This window comes from Collinsella aerofaciens (genome assembly GCF_015560135.1).
Taxonomy (GTDB): domain Bacteria; phylum Actinomycetota; class Coriobacteriia; order Coriobacteriales; family Coriobacteriaceae; genus Collinsella; species Collinsella aerofaciens_AN.
Genome location: NZ_JADMRH010000002.1, coordinates 166,279 through 187,762, shown reverse-complemented (window position 1 = coordinate 187,762; position 21,484 = coordinate 166,279). Strand labels below are relative to the sequence as shown.

General features: G+C 61.5%; 17 protein-coding genes. 2 read left to right on the top strand and 15 right to left on the bottom strand.

The window, feature by feature from the left end:
• Positions 1-11: 11 nt before the first annotated feature.
• From I2H19_RS01805 to I2H19_RS01790, 4 genes are read right to left on the bottom strand one after another with little or no spacing between them, the layout of a single operon-like run.
• Positions 12-938: an ACP S-malonyltransferase gene (locus I2H19_RS01805; RefSeq protein WP_195620904.1), complete on the bottom strand. Its 927-nt coding sequence runs from the start codon at positions 936-938 to the stop codon at positions 12-14.
• A complete protein-coding gene (gene fabK / locus I2H19_RS01800) occupies positions 926-1,870 on the bottom strand; it encodes an enoyl-[acyl-carrier-protein] reductase FabK (RefSeq protein ID WP_195620903.1) in 945 nt (314 codons plus the stop codon). The genes I2H19_RS01805 and fabK overlap by 13 nt, the downstream gene beginning before the upstream one ends.
• A gap of 2 nt (positions 1,871-1,872) precedes the next feature.
• The gene (locus I2H19_RS01795) at positions 1,873-2,109 is read right to left on the bottom strand and encodes an acyl carrier protein (RefSeq protein ID WP_006235019.1); all 237 of its coding nucleotides are present in this window, start codon (positions 2,107-2,109) and stop codon (positions 1,873-1,875) included.
• A gap of 49 nt (positions 2,110-2,158) precedes the next feature.
• A complete protein-coding gene (locus I2H19_RS01790; protein WP_055309399.1) occupies positions 2,159-3,118 on the bottom strand; it encodes a 3-oxoacyl-ACP synthase III family protein in 960 nt (319 codons plus the stop codon).
• 176 nt (positions 3,119-3,294) lie between these two features.
• Here I2H19_RS01790 and I2H19_RS01785 point away from each other — a divergent pair, with 176 nt between their 5' ends.
• A complete protein-coding gene (locus I2H19_RS01785; RefSeq protein ID WP_158554570.1) occupies positions 3,295-4,071 on the top strand; it encodes a biotin--[acetyl-CoA-carboxylase] ligase in 777 nt (258 codons plus the stop codon).
• 116 nt (positions 4,072-4,187) lie between these two features.
• Here the strand turns inward: I2H19_RS01785 and rpsJ are convergent, their stop codons facing one another.
• From rpsJ to I2H19_RS01735, 10 genes are all read right to left on the bottom strand, one after another.
• Positions 4,188-4,496: a 30S ribosomal protein S10 gene (rpsJ, locus tag I2H19_RS01780; protein WP_022094184.1), complete on the bottom strand. Its 309-nt coding sequence runs from the start codon at positions 4,494-4,496 to the stop codon at positions 4,188-4,190.
• A gap of 60 nt (positions 4,497-4,556) precedes the next feature.
• Positions 4,557-6,656, bottom strand: coding sequence for an elongation factor G (gene fusA, locus I2H19_RS01775; protein WP_022094183.1), 2,100 nt, complete (start codon positions 6,654-6,656; stop codon positions 4,557-4,559).
• Positions 6,657-6,675: 19 nt separating this feature from the next.
• Positions 6,676-7,149, bottom strand: a complete 474-nt coding sequence (gene rpsG, locus I2H19_RS01770; RefSeq protein WP_006235013.1) for a 30S ribosomal protein S7 — start codon at positions 7,147-7,149, stop codon at positions 6,676-6,678.
• Between the two features lie 73 nt (positions 7,150-7,222).
• Complete coding sequence (gene rpsL / locus I2H19_RS01765; RefSeq protein WP_006235012.1) at positions 7,223-7,600, bottom strand: 30S ribosomal protein S12; 378 nt, start codon at positions 7,598-7,600, stop codon at positions 7,223-7,225.
• Positions 7,601-8,038: 438 nt separating this feature from the next.
• On the bottom strand, positions 8,039-12,514 hold the full coding sequence (locus I2H19_RS01760) for a DNA-directed RNA polymerase subunit beta' (protein WP_172677957.1): 4,476 nt from the start codon (positions 12,512-12,514) through the stop codon (positions 8,039-8,041).
• A 6-nt stretch (positions 12,515-12,520) separates the two neighbouring features.
• Positions 12,521-16,012, bottom strand: a complete 3,492-nt coding sequence (rpoB, locus tag I2H19_RS01755) for a DNA-directed RNA polymerase subunit beta (RefSeq protein ID WP_271745422.1) — start codon at positions 16,010-16,012, stop codon at positions 12,521-12,523.
• Between the two features lie 287 nt (positions 16,013-16,299).
• Entirely contained in the window at positions 16,300-17,208 is a 909-nt protein-coding gene (locus I2H19_RS01750) for a UTP--glucose-1-phosphate uridylyltransferase (protein ID WP_055250255.1), read from the bottom strand.
• Positions 17,209-17,522: 314 nt separating this feature from the next.
• On the bottom strand, positions 17,523-17,900 hold the full coding sequence (rplL, locus tag I2H19_RS01745) for a 50S ribosomal protein L7/L12 (RefSeq protein ID WP_006235005.1): 378 nt from the start codon (positions 17,898-17,900) through the stop codon (positions 17,523-17,525).
• A 102-nt stretch (positions 17,901-18,002) separates the two neighbouring features.
• Positions 18,003-18,524, bottom strand: coding sequence for a 50S ribosomal protein L10 (gene rplJ, locus I2H19_RS01740; protein WP_117646079.1), 522 nt, complete (start codon positions 18,522-18,524; stop codon positions 18,003-18,005).
• 505 nt (positions 18,525-19,029) lie between these two features.
• The gene (locus I2H19_RS01735) at positions 19,030-20,166 is read right to left on the bottom strand and encodes a pyridoxal phosphate-dependent aminotransferase (RefSeq protein ID WP_195620902.1); all 1,137 of its coding nucleotides are present in this window, start codon (positions 20,164-20,166) and stop codon (positions 19,030-19,032) included.
• 93 nt (positions 20,167-20,259) lie between these two features.
• Between I2H19_RS01735 and I2H19_RS01730 the strand changes: the two genes are divergently transcribed.
• The gene (locus I2H19_RS01730) at positions 20,260-20,919 is read left to right on the top strand and encodes a hypothetical protein (RefSeq protein WP_195620897.1); all 660 of its coding nucleotides are present in this window, start codon (positions 20,260-20,262) and stop codon (positions 20,917-20,919) included.
• 1 nt (position 20,920) lies between these two features.
• On the opposite strand, the gene I2H19_RS01725 is transcribed toward I2H19_RS01730, so the two are convergent.
• Positions 20,921-21,484, bottom strand: coding sequence for a uracil-DNA glycosylase family protein (locus I2H19_RS01725; protein WP_195620895.1), 564 nt, complete (start codon positions 21,482-21,484; stop codon positions 20,921-20,923).

The following is a 21,484-nucleotide window of genomic DNA, read 5'->3' as shown; positions in this document are numbered from 1 at the left end:
AGCCCTGTGGACTATGCGAGCTCGTCGGCAATAGCTGCGACCTGCTCGGCCGTCTCGCACGAATACACACGAACGTCGCTCAGCGTACGCTTGACCAGGCCGGACAGCGTTTTGCCGGGGCCGACCTCAATAAATGTGTCGATGCCTTGATCCTGCAGAGCATGCAGTGTATCGACCCAGCGTACGGCATGGCTCACCTGATTGGCCAAGACATCCGATGCCGTCTGGGGGTCCGCCGGATAGGGCGCCGCCGTCATATTTGCCAAAACAGGAATGAGCAACGGGGACGGCGCGTGACCGGCCTCAATATATGCGGCAAGGCCACAGGTTGCCTCGGCCATATAGGGGCTATGAAATGCACCCGACACCGCGACCTTCATGGCGCGGCCGCCAGCCTCTTTTACTAGGACGTCGAGGGTCTGCAGCGCATCGGGCGCTCCGGCCACAACCGTCTGCTGGGGACTGTTGTAGTTGACCGGCCAGCAGTCCTCGCCGGCCTGCGCAGCCAGGTTCTCGACTTGCGCAGCATCAAGTTTGATGACGGCGCGCATGCCGCCGGGGTGACGCTCGGCCGCCGTGGCCATCAATGCCGCGCGCTCACACACGAGCTCAAAACCCGCTCGCGTATCGAATGCCCCCGCAAAGGTGAGTGCAGCGACCTCGCCCAGCGAGAATCCCGCACAGGCGGCAGGCACCACGCCGCGCTCGCGCAGGGCGACGGCGACAGCCAAGTCGTGCACGAACACGCAAGGCTGCGTGTTCTCGGTCTGCGAGAGCTCCTCCTTGGAGGCGCTCCGGCACTGCTCGCTCGTCCCCGGGCGCACCTCATCGGCAATGGCGAACACCTCGGCAGCCGCCGGCGATGTCTCGATCAAGTCGACGCCCATCGCGGGGTGCTGGGCACCCTGGCCGGCAAACAAAAACGCTACGCCACCCATGCGCACGCACCCTTCAGGACGTACTCGGCGCCATCGACCAGGTCGTCAACGATTTCGCGTGCGCTCTGGCGCTCGTTGACCATGCCGGCAATCTGTCCACACAAAAACGAACCCTCTTCGTAGTTGCCGTCCTTGGCGGCCTTACGCAGCGCACCGGTTCCCATAGCACCGAGCTCCTCGGCACTCGCACCGGAACCCTCGCTCTTGGCATAGGCGTTGGTGAAGGGGCTCTTGAGGGCGCGCACCGGATGTCCCGTCGAGCGACCGGTCGCACGCGTCGAAGTGTCGTTGGCCTTCAGGACCATCTCCTTGTACTGCTCCGAGACGGTACACTCATCGGCAACGAGAAAACGCGTGCCCACTTGGACGCCAGCGGCGCCAAGCATAAAGGCGGCCGCCACCCCGCGGCCATCCGCGATACCGCCGGCGGCCACAACGGGAATGTCGACCGCATCGACGACCTGCGGCACCAGTGCCATCGTCGAGGTCTCGCCAATATGGCCGCCCGATTCGGTACCCTCGGCAACAACCGCCGTGGCTCCACGACGTGCCACGAGGCGCGCCAGCGCCACCGAGGCAACGACCGGGATGACCTTGATGCCCGCCTCGTTCCACGCCTTCATGTACTTGGCGGGATTGCCGGCGCCCGTCACGACGACCGGCACTCGCTCGTCAATCACGACCTGTGCAACCTCGTCGGCAAACGGGCTCATGAGCATGACGTTGACGCCAAAGGGCTTATCCGTCTTGGCGCGCAGCTCATGAATCTGGTCGCGAAGCCAGTTGGCGTCGGCGTTCATGGCCGCGATGATGCCTAAGCCACCCGCCTCGGACACTGCGGACGCCAGCGAGGCATCGGCAATCCAGGCCATACCGCCCTGGAACACGGGCTTTTCGATGCCGAGCAGATCGCAGAGAGGAGTCTTGAGCATCTCTACTTCTCCAATGCCGCCTCGACCGTATCGGCGAACTCGCCGACTGTCTTGGGGTTCTCCTCGGTATCGAGCTGGATGCCAAACTCGTCCTCGACGGCAACGAGGATCTCGACGGTGCCCAGGCTGTCGAGACCAATCTCCTCGAGCGTGGACTCGGGCTTCATCTCGACATCGTCAAGACCGGCGGTCTCGCGGATAACGTCGCAAACGCGCTCGAAGGTCTTCTGATCTGCCATGGTAGTTCTCCTTTGGTTGTGCCCTAGGGGCGTTTTTTCCTATGTGCAACTACTTCCAACGAAGCAGATAGCCACCTATATCCAGGCCGGCGCCAAATCCAACGAGGGCGATGGTGTCGCCCGTGTGAAGTGCACCGGCGTTTGCCAGCCGGTCGAGGGCAAGCGGAATGCATGCGCTCGAAATGTTGCCGGTCTCGCGCAACGTGCGAACCACACGCTCGTCCGGCACGCCCAGACGCTTGACCGCCTGGCTCAGGATTCGTTCGTTAGCCTGATGGAATACAAAATGATCGATGTCTTCGACCAAAATGCTCGCATCGATCGCAAGCTTATGGACCGTGTCACAGATGGCGTTGACGCCGAACTTGAACACGCGGCGGCCATTCATGGACAGCACGCTCGCGCTATCTGCGGAAGCCTTAAACGGCGAGGTACCGACCAGACCGGGAACGCGCAACGTCTCGACGTCGGGCGCCGTCGAAAGCTCAACGGCAAGGGGGTTGTCTCCCCCAGCTTCAATCACTGCGGCGCCTGCCCCATCGCCAAATAGCACGCAGGTGGCACGGTCGGTCCACTCGAGCGCGCGCGTCATCTGCTCGGCAGCAACAACAAGCACGCGCTCGGCACGGCTGCGGGCGATATAGCCCTCGGCGACATCGAGCGCAAATACGAAGCCGGCACAAGCCGCCGAGACATCGAAGGCAGGGCACGTCGCGCCTAGTCGCTCAGCAACGGCACACGCCTCGGCGGGAACAAGGTGGTCACCCGTCGTCGTCGAGCAGACGATCAGATCCAGCTGGCTCGCGTCGATTCCGGACACCTGGAGTGCCCGCTCGCTCGCTGCTACGGCAAGGTCGTCAAGTGACTCGGTGGTGCAGACGTGGCGGCTCTTGATACCTGTGCGAGTAAAAATCCACTCATCCGAGGTATCGAGGAACTCAGACAGCTCGTCATTGGAAACACTGCGCTCAGGAAGTGCCGAACCTGTTCCAAGAATCGTGAAACCCATCACTAACCTCCTTTGAGTTGTTGACGTGTTTACATCGACCAAGAGAGGATAACGCATTTCAGTCTTTGTTGACGTGTTAACATTAAATTGTCCAAATGCGACAAAGGCTTCACATTGTGTCTATCTCTCGACACCATTGCGTCATTCACTTATTCAATAAGGAGGTAGCAGCCGCTATGGATGCCCAATTAACGATTGTCGATGTAACCGGATCGACCAACGATGACCTGCTCGAGGCAGGAAAACAGGGTGCGCCGCACGGCACAGGACTTGCCGCCCGCGCGCAAACGGCAGGACGCGGCCGGCGCGGCCACAAGTGGGATTCAACCGCCGGCAACCTATTGCTTTCGATTGTCCTGCGTCCATGCGTTAATCCCGCAAAGTACTCTGGTCTTGCCGCCGTCAGCGGCCTAGCGGTGCTCGAGGCACTCGAAAAGCAAGGCCTTGCAAGCGAAATAGCCCTCAAGTGGCCCAACGACCTGGTCGCGCGAGGACGCAAGCTCGGCGGCATTCTGGTCGAGGCCGCACGCGATAACGAAGGCAAACCTTTCGCCGTCTGCGGCATTGGTGTCAACGTAAACTACACGCCCCAAGAGGTGCCCGATGGCGGCCTGGCGGCAATTGGCCTCTCGGACCTCAACGAGAGCGTTCCCGCCGTCGACATGCTCCTCGATGAGGTCTATCACGCAGTTATAGACGCTGTAGATACCTGGGCAGAGCGCCTCAACGCCATGGAAGAAAACGCCGGACCGCTCGCGCCCGTCCACGACGAATATGTCGCACACCTCAATTGGATTGGGGAGCACGTTATCGCCCGCTCCCCCGCTGGAGACGAGCTGGCACGCGGCATATTTAGAACGGTCGACGATTGCGGCCGCGCAAGCATTGAGACCGAGAGCGGCTTGTGCGTCTTCCACTTCGAAGAAGCGTCCTTGCGCCCCCTGAGCGAATAGGGCGCCGCAGCCATCAGCTCGGCAGACGAATTCGCTATCCCAAAATCTAAACTCAAAACAAAAGAGCCCCGCTACCAAGATGGCAGCGGGGCTCTATAAGCTATGAGCGATATCGCTTAGAGCTTGATGTCGATGTCGACGCCAGCGGGGAGGTCGAGACGCATGAGCGAATCAACGGTGCCCGAGGTGGGGTCGAGGATGTCGATGAGGCGCTTGTGGGTGCGCATCTCGAACTGCTCACGGGAGTCCTTGTTCACGTGCGGCGAGCGGATAACCGTGTACAGGTTGCGCTCGGTGGGCAGGGGGACAGGACCGGAAACGCGAGCGCCGGTCTTCTGAGCGGTCTCGACGATGAGCTTCGCGGACTGATCGACGACCTCGTGATCATAGCCCTTGAGGCGAATGCGGATCTTCTGGGTAGCCAACTTAAACCTCCAAAGAGTGCGAGAGATGTTCTCGCGGATTACGTAACAGGGAGCTCGAACTTAGGCGTTCTTGCTCATGACCTCGTCCACGATGGACTTGGGCGCGGGCTCATAAGAGTCGAACTGCATCGTGTAGGATGCACGGCCCTGGGTCTGGGAGCGAAGGTCGGTAGCGTAACCGAACATCTCGCCCAGCGGCACCTTGGCACGGATGAGCTTGCTGTTCTTGCGATCCTCCATGCCCTCGATCTTGCCGCGGCGACCGGAGAGGTTGCCCATAACGTCGCCCATGTACTGCTCAGGGGTCTCGACCTCGACAGCCATGATCGGCTCGAGCAGCTGCGGATCGGACTTCTTGAGGGCGTCCTTGATAGCCATGGAACCGGCGATCTTGAAGGCGGCCTCGGAGGAGTCGACCTCGTGGTAAGAACCGTCGAACAGGGTGACCTTAACGTCGAGGACCGGGAAGCCGGCGATAACACCGGTGTTCAGGGCCTCCTGGATGCCCTTGTCGATGGACGGGATGTACTCCTTGGGCACGACGCCGCCGACGATAGCGTTGACGAACTCGTAGCCGAAGCCCTCCTCCATCTTCTCGAGCTTGATGACGGCGTGGCCGTACTGACCGCGACCGCCGGACTGACGGACGAACTTGCCCTCAGCCTTCTCGACGTCGTGACCAGCGGTCTCGCGGTAGGCAACCTGGGGCTTACCAACGTTAGCGTCAACCTTGAACTCGCGGAGCAGACGGTCGACGATGATCTCGAGGTGCAGCTCGCCCATGCCGGCGATGATGGTCTGGCCGGTCTCGTGGTTGGTGGACACCTGGAAGGTCGGGTCCTCCTCGGCGAGCTTGGTCAGAGCCAGGGACATCTTGTCCTGCTCGGCCTTGGTCTTGGGCTCGATGGCAACGTCGATAACGGGCTTAGCGAACTCGATCTTCTCGAGGACGATCTCCTTGCCCTCGGCGCACAGGGTGTCACCGGTGGTGGAGTTCTTGAAGCCGACGCAAGCAACGATGTCGCCGGCGGCAGCGTCGTCACGGTCGATACGCTCGGCGGCGTTCATCTCGAGGATGCGGCCGAGGCGCTCGCGCTGACCGTTGGAAGCGTTGACCACGTAGGAGCCGGACTCGGCACGGCCGGAGTAAACGCGGACGTAGGTGAGCTTACCGACGAACGGGTCGGTCATGATCTTGAAGACCAGGCCGGAGAAGGGCTCGTCGAAGGAAGGATGACGCTGGATCTCCTCGCCGGTGTCCGGATCGGTACCGGTGACAGCCTCAACGTCGAGCGGGCTGGGCAGGTAGTCGACGACAGCGTCGAGCAGCTCCTGAACGCCCTTGTTCTTGTAGGCGGAACCCACGAAGACGAGGTTGAGCTCGTTGGCCAGAACGCCCTTACGCAGAGCCGCCTTGAGCTCCTCGACGGTGAAGTCCTCCTCCATGAGGATCTTCTCCATGAGCTCGTCGTCAAAGCTGGCAGCAGCGTCGAGGAGCTCCTCGCGCTTGGTGGCAGCGATGTCGGCAAACTCAGCCGGGATCTCGTCCATCGGCTCGGGGTAGGTCATACCCTTCTCGTCGGCCTTGAAGTCCCATGCAGTCATGGTGACCAGGTCGATGACGCCCCAGAAGTTGTCCTCGGCGCCCATCGGGACCTGAGCGGCCACGGCGTTAGCGTCGAGACGATCCTTCATGGTCTCGATAGCGTTGAAGAAGTCAGCGCCCACGCGGTCATACTTGTTGATGAAGGCGATGCGGGGGACGTTGAAGGTAGAAGCCTGACGCCAAACGGTCTCAGACTGGGGCTGAACGCCGGCAACGGCGTCGAAGACGGCGACAGCGCCATCGAGGACGCGCAGGCAGCGCTCGACCTCGGCGGTGAAGTCAACGTGGCCCGGGGTGTCGATGATCTGGATGCGGTAGTCCTTACCGTCCTTGTTCCAGAAGCACGTGGTAGCAGCGGAGGTAATGGTTACGCCGCGCTCCTGCTCCTGAACCATCCAGTCCATGGTGGCAGCGCCCTCATGGACCTCACCGATCTTGTGGGTCTTACCGGTGTAGTAAAGAATACGCTCGGTCGTGGTGGTCTTACCGGCATCGATGTGGGCCATGATGCCGATGTTACGGGTATCGGAAAGCTTGTACTTAGGCTTAGCCATGTTAGTTCCTTACCTTAACTTACCAACGATAGTGAGAGAACGCGCGGTTGGCCTCGGCCATCTTGAAGACGTCCTCACGCTTCTTGACGGAAGCGCCCAGGCCGTTGGAAGCGTCGAGGATCTCGTTGGCGAGACGCTCGGCCATGGTCTTCTCCTTGCGAGCGCGGGAGAAGTTGACGATCCAGCGGATACCCAGAGCGGTGGAACGACGGGAGTTGACCTCCATCGGGACCTGATAGGTAGCGCCACCGACACGCTTGGGCTTAACCTCGAGCGTGGGCTTGACGTTGTCCATAGCCTTCTTGAAGGTAGCGAGAGCGTCGCCACCCTCGGACTTCTCGGCAACGATCTCGAAAGCGGTGTAAACGATGCGCTCAGCGGTGGCCTTCTTGCCGTCAAGAAGGACCTTGTTGATGAGCTGAGTCACCAGGCGGTTGTTGTAAACGGCGTCAGGCTGAACCTCACGACGATTAGCTGCTGCACGACGCGGCATGTGAAATCTCCTTAAGTGTCTACCGTGCGGCGCTTAGGCGGCACACGGCGAAAGTATCAAAACGTTATCTGGCTTATTTGGCCTTGGGGCGCTTAGCACCGTACTTGGAACGGGCCTGCATACGGTTCTGGACCGGAGCAGCGTCGTAGGCGCCACGGATGACGTGATAACGGACACCAGGGAGGTCACGGACACGACCGCCGCGGACGAGCACGATGGAGTGCTCCTGCAGGTTGTGGCCCTCACCCGGGATGTAAGCAGTAACTTCGATGCCGTTGACAAGGCGAACACGGGCAACCTTACGAAGAGCCGAGTTCGGCTTCTTGGGGCTCGTGGTGAAGACGCGGGTGCACACGCCGCGCTTCTGGGAGTTGTGCTGCAGGGCAGCGTTCTTGGACTTCTTGGGCACGGAACGACGGCCCTGGCGAACCAGCTGGTTAATAGTAGGCAAAGCGTACTCCTTCTCGAATGATTCCAGCTTTCTGTAAAGTGCAACGGCTTGAATCGAGGGGTCAGCATCCCCCTACGAAACACGCAGTTCGATAGGATACGTGGCGTTAGCTGTGTCGTCAACAGACCACGCCGCCGGGCGTATCCTAAAATACCCACATTTCCGCAAAGCCTACACAAAAGGAATCCCCTTCTGTGCGCGTGGGCGGATTCCCGGTCCGGGCGGCACAGGGGTTAAGTTTGCTGCTCTACAGTCCTGGCTCGCACGGAGGCCACATTAAGTGGCCTCCGGCTCGTGCGGAACTCGCGACAAACTTAACCCCTGTGCCGCCCGGCCCGGGAATCCGACGTGCTCTTCGGGGCAGCGTTCCTCACCAAAAAAGACCCGCTCCCCTGTTGGGAAACGGGTCTTTGGAAGGGAGGTTAACGTACTAGGAAATTACTCCTCGTCGTTGTCCTTGGCCTCTTCGGCGTCGTCGGTGTCCACGAGCTGGTTGAGCAGCTCGTCGAGGGACGCCATGTCCTCGTTGATGGCACCGTTGGCGGGAGCCTTCTTGTCGTCGATCGGGGCGCCCAGGAGCTCCTCGTCGGCGTCGGCGTGATGCGTCGGAGCGGAGGTACCCAACAGGATATCGTCCGGACCGTCGGGGCTAAAGACCATCTGCAGCAGCTGCGAGAGGTCTTCCTCGTCGGCAACGTCGTCGTTGTTCTCGAGGATGTAGAGCAAGTCGTGGGCCTCCAGGCCGTCACGGAGCTCCTCGATCGCCTTGGCACCGATGCCGTCGATGCGCAGCAGATCCTCCTCGGACTTGCCGACCAGGTCGCCGACCGTCTCGATGCCGACTTCGCTGAACTTGTTGGTCCAGCGCTGCGACACGCCCAGGTCGTCGAACAGGTACAGACGAGCCTTCTCGGCGGAGATGGTGTGGCCGTTGCGGGTGAACGAGCCGTCAGCACCACCGAACTCGTCGTAGCCGGCCCAGTCGAGCTGCTGCGGGAGCTGCTCGTCCAGGTCCTTGAGCTCCACAGGAGCCCACTCGGGCAGCGACTTGGCGTTGGGCGAAGCCGGGCCGTCGATGTCCACGTAGCCGTCGGCCGTGCGATACGTCAGCTTGGCGTTGGCGTACGGCTTGAGGCCGGTACCGGCAGGAATCTTCTTACCGACGATGACGTTGGACTTAAGGTCGAGCAGGTGGTCGACCTTGCCCTCAATGGCAGCCTCGGTAAGGACGCCGGCGGTACGGATGAACGAAGCGCTCGACAGCCAGGAGTCGATGTTGGACGCGACCTTGAGCGTACCCAGGATGACGGGCTCGGCCACGGGAGCCTGACCGCCCAGACGGGCAACGCGCTCGACCTCGTCGGCGAACTCATAGCGGTCGACGTACTGACCAAGCAGGTACTTGGAGTCACCGGGGTTGGTGATCTGAACGCGACGCAGCATCTGACGTGCGAGCACCTCGATGTGCTTGTCGTTCAGGTCAACGCCCTGGCTGGTGTAGACGTCCTTGACGCTCTCAACGAAGGTGTGCATCGTCGACTCGATGTCGGTCAGCTTGCGCAGGTTGCGGAAGTTGACGAAGCCCTTGGTGATCTGATCGCCGGCGCGAACCTCGCAGCCGTCCTCGATCTCGGGCATAAAGCGCACCGAAGCGGGGACGCGACGCTCGTCGAGGACACGGGTGTGATCCTCGGAGTCGGTGAGCGTCAGCACGTACTCGGACTTCTCGGGCTTAATCGAGAGGTGACCGGAGTACGGAGCCAGCTCGGCCTCGCGACCCAGGATCTTCTCGTTGACGTTGCCGACGATATCGAACATACGGCTGACCGTAGGCAGACCCTGCGTAATATCGTCGACGCCAGCGACGCCGCCGGAGTGAATGGTACGCATCGTAAGCTGCGTACCGGGCTCGCCGATGGACTGGGCGGCAATAATGCCGACCGCGGTACCGATGGCGACCGGACGACGGGTGGAAAGATCCCAGCCGTAGCACTTCTGGCACACGCCGTACTTGGAGCGGCAGGTGAGCAGCGCGCGAAGCTTGACCTTCTTGAGGCCCGCATCGACCATCTTCTGGATGTCGGCGACCTTCTCGATGTAGCCGTCCTGCTCAAAGAGCACGGTGCCATCGGGAGCCACGACGTCCTCGATGAAGCAACGGCCGACGAGGTCGGTGTTGAGGTCGGTGGTGCCGGGGATGATGAGGTTATAGGTAACGCCCTCGTGCGTGCCGCAGTCCTCCTCGCGGACGATGACGTCCTGGGCCACGTCGACCAGACGACGGGTCAGGTAACCAGAGTCCGAGGTGTGGGATGCGGTATCGACCAGGCCCTTACGGGCGCCGTAGGTCGAAATGAAGTACTCGAGCGGCAGCAGACCCTCGCGGAAGTTCGCCTTAATGGGAAGGTCGATCGTCTCGCCGGACATGTCTGCCATCAGGCCACGCATGCCACCGAGCTGACGCAGCTGGGTCTTAGAACCACGGGCGCCGGAGTCGGCCATCATGTACAGCGGGTTCTCCTCGTCGAACATGTCGAGCATGAGCGCTGCAACCTTATCGGTACAAGCGGTCCACTCGTTAACGACTTCGATGTGGCGCTCCGTCTCGTTGATGAAGCCCTCCTCGAAGTACTCGTTGATCTGGTCGACGTTGGCCTGGGCGCGGTCGAGCAGCTCCTGCTTCTCGGCAGGGATGAGAGCGTCCCACACCGAGATGGTGAGGCCGGCGCGGGTAGCGTAGTGGAAGCCAGAGTACTTGATGGCGTCGAGGATCGGGCCGACCTTGGCCTCGGGGTAACGATCGCAGCAGTCCGCAACCAGCTTGGCCACGTCGCCCTTGACCATCTTGTAGTTCATGAACTCGTAGTCTTCGGGCAGGCACTGGCGGTTGAAGATGATGCGGCCGATAGACGTCTCGAAGCGAGCGGTCTTGTTGCCGGTGACGTCGTAGTCGACGAACTCGTTCTTGCCGTTCTTGACGCGGAAGATACGGGTGCCGTCCTCGTTGATGACGTTGGCATCGGCAGCGGACACGCGGACCTGGATCTTGGCCTGCATGTCGACCTCGGAGCGGCAGTCATAGGCGTGCAGCGCGTCGTCAAAGCTCGAGAACACGTGGTTCTCGCCCGGCAGACCCTCGCGAACCTGGGTGAGGTAGTACACACCGATGATCATGTCCTGCGAAGGGATGTTGACCGGCTTGCCGGATGCCGGCGAGCGCAGGTTGTTCGCAGAGAGCATGAGCACGCGGGCCTCGGCCTGAGCCTGACTGGACAGCGGAACGTGGACAGACATCTGGTCGCCGTCGAAGTCGGCGTTGAAGGGCGAGCAGACCAGCGGATGCAGGTGGATAGCCTTGCCCTCGACCAGCACCGGCTCAAAGGCCTGGATGGACAGACGGTGCAGGGTCGGTGCACGGTTGAGCAGCACGACGCGGCCGTCGATGACCTCTTCGAGGATGTCCCACACAAAGGTGGCACCGCGGTCGATAGCGCGCTTGGCGCCCTTGATGTTCTCGACCTTGCCAAGCTCGACCAGGCGCTTCATGACGAAGGGCTTGAAGAGCTCCAGCGCCATGGTCTTGGGCAGACCGCACTGGTGCAGCAGCAGCTTAGGGTCGGTAACGATGACCGAACGGCCGGAGTAGTCGACACGCTTACCCAGCAGGTTCTGACGGAAACGACCCTGCTTGCCCTTGAGGGCCTCGGCGAGCGACTTGAGCGGGCGACCGCCACGGCCAGAGACCGGGCGACCACGACGGCCGTTGTCGAACAGGGCGTCCACGGACTCCTGGAGCATGCGCTTCTCGTTGTTCACGATGATCGCGGGGGCGTCCAGGTCGAGCAGGCGCTTGAGTCGGTTGTTACGGTTGATCACGCGACGGTACAGGTCGTTGAGGTCGGACGCGGCGAAGCGGCCACCGTCGAGCTGGACCATCGGGCGCAGATCGGGCGGAATGACCGGAATGACGTCCAGAATCATATTCGCGGGGCTGTTACCGCCCTTCAGGAAGGCGTCAACGACCTCGAGGCGCTTAACGGCCTTCTCGCGCTTCTGCTTCTGGGAGTCCTCGTCGGCGATGATGGCCTTGAGCTTCTCGGCCTCGGAAGGAAGGTCGATGGCAGCGAGCAGGTCGCGGACGGCCTCGGCACCCATGCCACCCTTGAAGTACATGGAGTAGTAGCGAGTCATCTCGCGGAACAGCGGCTCATCGGAAATGAGGTCGCGCTCGCTGAGCTTCATGAAGGCGTTGAAGGCGTCCGTGCGGAGCTGCTTCTCGTCCTTGCACTCTTCCTCGATGTCGACGATGCCAGAGGCGATCTCCTCGGGAGTCAGCGGCTCCTCGTCGGAGAACTCGTCAAAGTTCTCGGGGTTGCCCTGCTCCTTGAGGGACTCGATCTGGCGGGCGCACTCGGCATCGATCTCTTCCAGATCGGCGGCGAGCTCCTCGCGCAGGTCGTCGGCGTCGGCCTCGCGAGCCTCGTAGTCAACCTCGGTGATGATGTAGCTGGCAAAGTACAGAACCTTCTCGAGGTCCTTGGACTTGATGTCGAGCATACGGCTCATCGGGAAGCTCGTGGGGCTCTTGAAGTACCAGATGTGGGACACGGGAGCGGCGAGCTCGATGTGACCCATGCGGTCGCGACGCACCTTGGCCGAGGTGACCTCGACGCCGCAGCGCTCGCAGACGATGCCCTTAAAGCGGATGCCCTTGTACTTGCCGCAGGAGCACTCCCAGTCCTTGGCGGGACCGAAGATCTTCTCGCAGAACAGGCCGTCCTTCTCGGGCTTGAGGGTACGGTAATTGATGGTCTCCGGCTTCTTGACCTCACCGTGCGACCAGGAACGGATCTGGTCGGCGGAGGCAAGGGAGATCTTTACCGAGTCAAAATCAGTAGCTTCGAAATCTGCCACAGTCAACTACTCCTTATCAGTGGTCGTGGCGGCGACAGCCTCGGGTGCCTCGGCGGTCTCGGCATCCTGGGCCTCGACGTCGGCGTCAACGCCGGCGAGCGCAGCCAGGTCGTCGAGAGCAGAGGTCTCCTCGGCGGTCACAGGGGCGGAGGCGTCCTCGTCAGCATCGTGCATGGGCTCGATGTCCAGCGCGAGGGAACGGATCTCCTTGACGAGAACCTTGAAGGACTCGGGGATACCCGGAACCGGAACGTTCTCGCCCTTGACGATGGACTCGTAGGTCTTGACGCGGCCCACGGTATCGTCGGACTTGACGGTCAGGATCTCCTGCAGGACGTTGGAAGCACCGTATGCGTACAGTGCCCAAACTTCCATCTCGCCGAAGCGCTGGCCGCCGAACTGGGCCTTGCCGCCCAGAGGCTGCTGGGTAACCAAGCTGTAAGGGCCGGTCGAACGGGCGTGGATCTTGTCGTCGACCATGTGGCCGAGCTTGAGGATGTAGGACGTACCCACGGTAATGGGCTCGCGGAACTCCTCGCCGGTGCGGCCGTCGAACAGACGGGTCTTGCCGCGCTCGTCAAGCTGGGTGACGAACTCGGGACGCATGTGATCGCCAAAGGCAGCGGTGGCCTTGTTGAGCATGTTCTTGTTGGCACGACGAATGACCTCGGCGATCTCGTCCTCCTTGGCGCCGTCGAAGACGGGCGTGGCGGTGAAGAACGGACCGGGGACGTACTTGTCGGAGTCGGCCTGCTCGGTATCCCAACCGCAGGCAGCAGCCCAGCCAAGGTGGCACTCGAGCAGCTGGCCGACGTTCATACGCGAAGGAACGCCCAGCGGGTTGAGGATAACGTCGATCGGGGTACCGTCAGCCATGTAGGGCATGTCCTCGACCGGCAGAACGTTACAGATAACACCCTTGTTGCCGTGGCGGCCGGCGATCTTATCGCCCTGCTGGATCTTACGACGCTGGGCGACGTAGACGCGCACCTGCTCGTTGACGCCGGGGGCCAGATCGTCGCCGTTCTCGCGGCTAAAGCGGACGACGTCGATGACGCGACCGTAAGCGCCGTGAGGCATCTTAAGGGAGGTGTCGCGGACGTCGTGGGCCTTGGCACCGAAGATGGCGCGCAGCAAGCGCTCCTCGGCGGTCAGAGCGCTCTCGCCCTTAGGCGTGACCTTGCCGACCAGGATGTCGCCAGGGCCGACCTCGGCGCCGATGCGGATAATGCCGTCCTCGTCGAGGTTGGCAAGCATATCCTCAGAGAGGTTCGGGATCTCGCGGGTGATCTCCTCGGGGCCGAGCTTGGTGTCGCGGGCATCGATCTCGTGACGGGTGATGTTGATGGTCGTCAGCAGGTCCTCGGCCACCAGGCGCTCGGACACGACGATACCGTCCTCGTAGTTGAAGCCTTCCCACGGCATGTATGCCACGGTGAGGTTCTGACCCAGTGCGAGCTCGCCATGATCGGTCGAAGGACCGTCGGCCAGAGGCTCGCCCTGCTCAACGGTGTCACCGACGCGCACGAGCGGACGGTGGTTGATGCAGGTGGACTGGTTGGAGCGCTGGTACTTGGCCAGGTGATACTCGTCCATGCCGCCGGCATGCTTGACGATAATCTTGGCGGCGTCGGCAAAGATGACCTCGCCGGCGTTCTTGGCCAGGGTGACCTCGCCGGAGTCCAGAGCGGCGCGACGCTCCATGCCGGTACCGACATAGGGAGCGGCAGGGTGAACCAGCGGCACGGCCTGACGCTGCATGTTAGCGCCCATCAGCGTACGCTTGGCGTCGTCGTGCTCGAGGAACGGGATCAGCGTGGCTGCGACGGAGAGCATCTGACGCGGCGAGACGTCCATGTAGTCGACGTCCTCGACGGGCACGTCGGCGGGAGCGCCGAAGGAGCCGTCGAAGTCGCGGGTACGGGCGATCACGCTGTGCGGGCGGACGATCTTGCCCTCGGCATCGGTCGTGATGAACTCGTTGGTCTTGGGATCGAGCGGCGTGTTGGCCGGCGCGATGACGTGCTTCTCTTCCTCGTCAGCGGTCATCCAGTCGATCTGGTCGGTAGCAACGCCGTTCTCGACGCGACGGAACGGAGCCTCGATGAAGCCGTACTCGTTGACGCGGGCGTAGAGGGCGAGCGAGCCGATCAGGCCGATGTTGGGGCCTTCGGGGGTCTCGATCGGGCACATGCGGCTGTAGTGCGAGTTGTGAACGTCGCGGACGGCCGTCGGCACGTTGGTGCGGCGGCTGGAGCCGGACTTGTGGCCGGCAAGACCGCCAGGGCCGAGTGCGGACAGACGACGCTTGTGGGTCAGACCGGTCAGGGGGTTCGCCTGGTCCATGAACTGCGAGAGCTGCGAGGAACCGAAGAACTCCTTGATGGAGGCCACGATCGGGCGGATGTTGATGAGCGACTGCGGGGTGATCTCGTCGATGTCCTGGGAGCTCATGCGCTCACGGACGACGCGCTCCATACGGCTCATGCCGATACGGAACTGGTTGGCGACGAGCTCGCCGACGGTGCGGATACGGCGGTTGCCAAAGTGGTCGATGTCGTCGACCTTGAAGCCCTGCTCGCCGGCAGCGAGGGACAGCAGGTAGCGCAGCGTCGCGACGATATCCTCGTCGGTGAGCACCGTGACCTCTTCCTCGGTGGTGAGGTTAAGCTTCTTGTTGACCTTGTAACGACCGACGCGGGCCAGATCGTAGCGCTGCGGGTTGAAGAGCAGACCCTCGAGCAGGCTGCGGGAAGCATCCACGGTGGGAGGCTCGCCCGGGCGCAGGCGACGGTAGATCTCGATAAGGGCATCCTCGCGGGTGAGGGCGGTGTCGCGCTCCAGGGTGCGCTTGATCACATCGGAGTTGCCGAGCAGCTCGATGATGTCGTCGTTGGTGACGGCAATGCCAAGGGCGCGCAGGAACATCGTGGCGCTCTGCTTTCGCTTACGGTCGATGGAGACCATGAGCTGGTCGCGCTTGTCGACCTCAAACTCAAGCCAGGCACCGCGGGACGGGATGATCTGGGCCTTGTAGATCTGCTTGCCCGAATCCATCTCGGAGCTGTAGTACACACCCGGGGAACGGACGAGCTGCGAGACGACGATACGCTCGGTACCGTTGATGATGAAGGTGCCCTGATCGGTCATCATGGGGAAGTCGCCCATAAAGACGAGCTGCTCCTTGATCTCGCCGGTCTCCTTGTTGGTGAGACGGACGTCGGTCAGAAGCGGGGCCTGATAGGTCATGTCCTTCTCGCGGCACTCCTCGACGGTGTGCGCGGGGTCGCCGAACTGATGCTCGCCGAAGGTAACCTCGAGAACATGGTTCTGGCTCTGGATGGGGCTGGATTCCTTGAACGCCTCACGAAGGCCCTCGTCCTTAAAACGCTCAAAGGATTCCCTTTGAACAGAGATAAGGTTGGGGAGCTCCATGGCCTCCGGGATTTTCCCGAAGCTGACGCGCTTGCGCTCAGTGGCAGTGTATGCGTAGGTCACCAGGTTTTTCCTCCTTCACGGAAATGCTCGGTGGGTTGGCGAGGCATAGCTTCGCCAGTTATCGCAACCTAATAGTTTATCAGGTAGCGACCGTTGGGCAAGAAAAGCCTTGACGCGATTGAGTTTTTGGAGTAGCAAAGTTTTTCGACAGAAAACACGCAGGTAGATGTATGTGTATCGAACATCTGTTCATATATTTTCTGTGAACAGAGAGCCGGCAATCGCAGCTCTTATAAAAAACGGGCGCGAACCGAGGTCCGCGCCCGTAAATGTCGATGTCCGAAGGCTTACTTGCGCATCAATCCGCCGCGCTCGTCGATGGCGTCCCAGAAGGCATCGGCAAAGCGGGGATCGCTTGCAGCCATGAGGGCGTTGGTGGCCATCCAGCCAGAGGGAGTGCCGGTGTCGTAGCCCGACAGCGGGTCGATGACGACGGCATACATGGCCTCACGGTCGAGCGAACGGGCCATGGCGTCGGTGAGCTGGATCTCGCCGCCCTTGCCGGCCTGCTGATCTGCCAGCAGGTCCATGACCAGCGGGCTCAGCAGGTAGCGACCGACGATGTACAGGTTGGACGGAGCCGCCTCGGGAGCGGGTTTCTCGACCAGACCGCCGATACGCCAGACAGCGCCCGGCTCTGCATCGGCAACGTCCTCGGCGCCCTCGAGCGAACCGACGCGCTCGCCGGCGATAACGCCGTAGCGGCTGACTTCCTCGGGCGAGCAAGCAGCGACGGCGATAACCGAAGCTCCACCGTGCTCCTTGGAAACGGCGAGCATCTTGTCGCAGATGTCGCGATTAGGCACAACGTAGTCGCCCAGAAGAACCAGGAAGTTCTCCCCTGCCACGGCGTCGGCAGCAGAGCGAATAGCATGGCCGAGGCCCTTGGGCTCGTACTGATAACGGAAGTCGACCGGCATACCGCCAGCGTGGGCGACGGCGTCGGCATAGGCGTTCTTGCCGCGCTCGCGCAGCAGGTTCTCGAGCGAGCGATCGGGCTGGAAGTAGTTCAGTAGCTCGGGCTTACCGGGAGAAGTAACGATGATAGCATCGTCGACTTCCTCGGGGTCGAGCGCCTCCTCGACGACGTACTGAATGACGGGCTTGTCGAGCACCGGCAGCATCTCTTTGGGCGTGCACTTGGTGCCAGGCAGAAAACGCGTGCCAAGACCGGCGGCGGGGATGATTGCCTTCATGTTATTCAAAGATCCTTTCGCAGGCGCAAAAGCGCCCCATGCGTGCGGCACACAGCCGCAGACCAAATTGCGATACCCAAGCATCTTACCGCTGGAACTATATGTCGCTACAAGGCAGAGACAATTCTTCAGCAGGTCAACGCAAATTATTGCTCGAATGGTGCAATTTTATTGCCCAACGGTAGGGCACCCGATACGACGCAAATCACAGAACATGGCAGTTTGAGCTACCGATGTCGAGGGACCGAAAAACAAAAAAGACGGGGCTCGCAATGCGAACCCCGTCTGCAAAGAAATCTGGCGAGAAAGCCTGATTACTTGAGAGTGACAGCAGCGCCAGCAGCCTCGAGCTTCTCCTTGGCAGCCTCGGCGTCCTCCTTCTTGGCACCCTCGAGAACAGCCTTGGGAGCGCCCTCGACGACCTCCTTGGCCTCCTTCAGGCCAAGGTTGGTGAGCTCACGGACGGCCTTGATGACCTGGATCTTGTTGTCGCCGAAGCCCTCGAGCACGACGTCAAACTCGGTCTTCTCCTCGGCCTCAGCAGCGCCAGCAGCGGGAGCGGCGACAACAGCGGCAGGAGCAGCGGCGGAAACGCCGAAGGTGTCCTCGATAGCCTTGACGAGCTCGGAAGCCTCGAGAAGGGTCATTTCCTTAAGAGCATCGATGATCTCATCGGTGGTAAGCTTAGCCATTTCTAAGTCCTTTCGGTTTCCGTGTCTGTGCACGGAGATCAGTTAAAACACGACGCGAATGCGCCAGGGGTGCGGCGTTGCCGCCGCGGGTGAAAACAGCAACTAGGCTGCCTTCTGCTCGGAGACCTGCTGGATCGAACGAGCGAGACCAGAGGAAACGCCGTTGACGCAGACAGCGATGTCGCGAGCGAAACCGGAGATGAGACCGGCGATCTGGCCGAGAAGCTGATCCTTGGTGGGCAGCTCGGCGATAGCCTTAACATCATCAGCGGAAACGGCCTTGCCGTCGGAGATACCGCCCTTGATCTCAAGGACGCCCTTGGACTTAGCGGAGAAGTCCTTAAGGGTCTTAGCGGCCTCGACCGGCTCGGTCTCGTAGAACACATAAGCGACGGGGCCGGCGAGGATCTCGTCGAGCTCGGGCTGCTCCTGGTTCTTGAGAGCGATCTTGACCAGGTTGTTCTTGTAGACCTTCATCTCGGCGCCGCACTCGCGAAGCTGATGACGCAGCTCCTGAGCCTGCTTAACCGTCAGACCGTTGTAGTTGACGACGAACAGACCGGCGTTCTCGGCGATACGGGACTCGATCTCTGCAACCTTGTCGATTTTGTACTGCTGGGGCATGAATTACACCTCCTCGAATTCTTTCCGGGCACGGTCCGCCACAAGGACGTGACGGGGGCATGTCCAAAAAGAAAGCCCCCGCGCTGCATGAGCGACGGGGGCGAGAAGACATATCTACTCGACCACCTCGGCTGGCGGGAAGTCCCATTAAGCTCGCGGGCGATGCCCGGTTGCGCCGGCTGTCTCTGGCAGCGGATTCGTGCGTGAACCGAAAGTATTATGGCGGGGACCCCGGCGTCGGTCAACGGGAAACCGGGCTGCACACAATTCCACCATCCGGCCGCGCCGCCGAAGGCCAGGCGCAAGGTTTTCGCTCGGTCAGGTCCTGGGCTCGCACGAAGAGCACATTAAGTGCTCTTCGGCTCGTGCGGAATCTACGAAAACCTTGCGCCTGGCCTTCGGCGGCGCGGCCTGCGGTGACTTTGGGGCAGCCCGGTTTCCCGTTGGCCGACGCCCCCACTCATAAGCCTTAAGTCGGTGGGCTGATGTGTTGCATCCCTGAGGGCTACAAGGTTGAAATGAAGGTGGACAGGCGGCGGAGGCCTTCGTCCAAATCTTGGTCGGAGACGCAGTAGCTGAGGCGGACGTGGCCTTCGGTGCCGAAGCAGTCGCCTGGGACTAGGGCTACGTTTGCCTCTTTGATGGCTTTGATGCAGAAGTCTTCGCTGGTTAGGTCGAACTTTTTGATGCTCGGGAAGGCGTAGAAGGCTCCCGCCGGTTCAACTACGTCGAGGCCCATGGCGTCTAAGGCTGCGAGCACGCGTTTGCGACGGGTTCGGTAGACTTCGAGCATGGGGGTGGGGTCGACGGTCAGGGCTCGAGCTGCGGCGTCCATTTCGAAGGAGACGGCACTCGATACTAAGTATTGGTGAGCTTTTGCGATCTCGGCGATGACGGGGGCTGCGGCTGCGAGCCAGCCCAAGCGCCAGCCGGTCATGGCCCAGGGCTTGGAGAAGCTCTCGATGACTACCGTCTGCTCACGCAGCTCCGGGTGGCGCTGGGCAAAGCGCTCGTAGCCATCCACATAAACCAGGCGGTTGTATACGTCGTCGCAGACCACGTAGATGCCCGCCTGCTCTGCCACGCGCGCCACGGCGTCGAGTGACGCCGTGTTGAGGATGCAACCCGTAGGATTGTTGGGCGAGCAGATGACGATGGCCTTGGTCGCCGGCGTCACGCAAGTACGAAGTGCGTCCTCGTCAATCTGGAATTGCGCAGGCTCCGTATCCAAAAAGACCGCTTTGGCGTGATTGGCCACGACGATGCTCTCGTACAGGCCAAAGGCCGGCGTGGGGATAATGACCTCGTCGCCGGGGTTGAGCATAGCCATGAATGTTGCCGACAGTGCCTCGGTCGCACCGTCGGTCAGGATGACCTCATCGGCGGAAAACGCCAGGCCCGCGTCATCCATATATTTGGACAGTGCCTCACGCAGGGCGGGGCGACCGTTGTTGGGCGGATAGTGCGTGTCACCGCGGTCCAGTGCGGCGGTCACCTCGGCGCTAATCACATCGGGCGTGGGAAAATCGGGCTCGCCAAGCGCAAGCGCGATGCACCCCGGGTGCTGGACGGCGAGCGCGTTGATTCGGCGGATACCGGAGGGCTTGAGCGTGGCAAGCGAGGTATTCATGAGCAGTCGCATGGCGTTCCTTTCGTAAGGGTTGCACTAGGATAGCGCGGCGGAGCGCCACCAGACGGTGTAACCTAAACGGAAACCAACCGGAAAGGAGGCGGCATGGAGACGACCGCACGCGGCGATGTACCAAAAACGTTGCAAACCATTGCGTATATCAGCATTCCCAATAGCGCCGATCTTGAGTTTTTGCTCTGGGACCTGCAGGATGCCATCGCCGCCTATGCTCAGCTTTCTGGCACCGCGCTCCCCCGCCCGGTTGACTTGGAGGCGGATGACGCCGGTGTAGTCGATGGCATGGTGCTCGCTGTTGATGATGCATTTGACGATGAGGCTATGATCGCTGTCGAGGAGATACTCAATCGCTTTGGAAATACAGAGACACGCATCTATGTCGTCGTCCAGGCCGCGTCCAAAAACAACAAGCAGGCGGACGAAGTCCTCGACCGCCTATACCGGGCATGTATTCTACGTGACCTACCATGGTGTGACGGTGTTGTCATCTGTGCCGGCAGCGGCATCGCAGCGCTTCGCCATTCCCCACGCATGGGTCTCTTACGCCGGCCTTTTTCGGAAGCGATGGATAAGCTTGTGGGCGCTGTGCGCATGGGCTGCTCCATTGAGCATGCGCAGCTGCTTGGCGGTGGCAATGCCGAAAGCGTCGATGCCGACGGCATGGTGCGCGCCAAGCCCGCGCTGCCCGCACCGATCTGGCATGCCATCATGAAACGCCTCGGCACCCGCGCCCAATCAGATATCTAAATTACAGCGCGCCCCAATCAACGGCCTCACGCCAGCGCTCTACAAGGCGTTCCAGGCGCCATGCCGCATTGGCGGGACTTGTCGACGGCAGAACGATGGCCGGCAGCCCGGTGCGCTCTTGTAGATAGCGCTTGTAGAGCCGGCCTGCCGTGCCGCCGTTACAGACAACGACCTCGATAGGAGCTGCGCCGGCAATGCGCTCGACATGCGCCGGAACGACGTTTTTGATGCTGGCGTCACTCGAACCCTTAATGTCGCAGCTCTCGATCACATCCCACAGGGCTACGCCGCTGTTAAGCAGCATGGAGCGCTTGGCGGCAATCGAGGCGTCGAGCGTCGCAGGCTCGCTGCCTGCCAAAGGGTCGCCCTCGTTGGGCGGCACGGGCACACCGAGGCACGCAGCCATCACGCGCCAAAAGCGGTTCTGGGGGTTGCCGTAATAAAAGGCATTGGCGCGCGAAAGCACCGAGGGAAACGACCCAAGCACCAAAACGCGCGAGCGCTGGTCGAACACGGGCTCAAACCCATGCTCAATATGTTGATAGCCCTCGTCGGACGCAGCCAT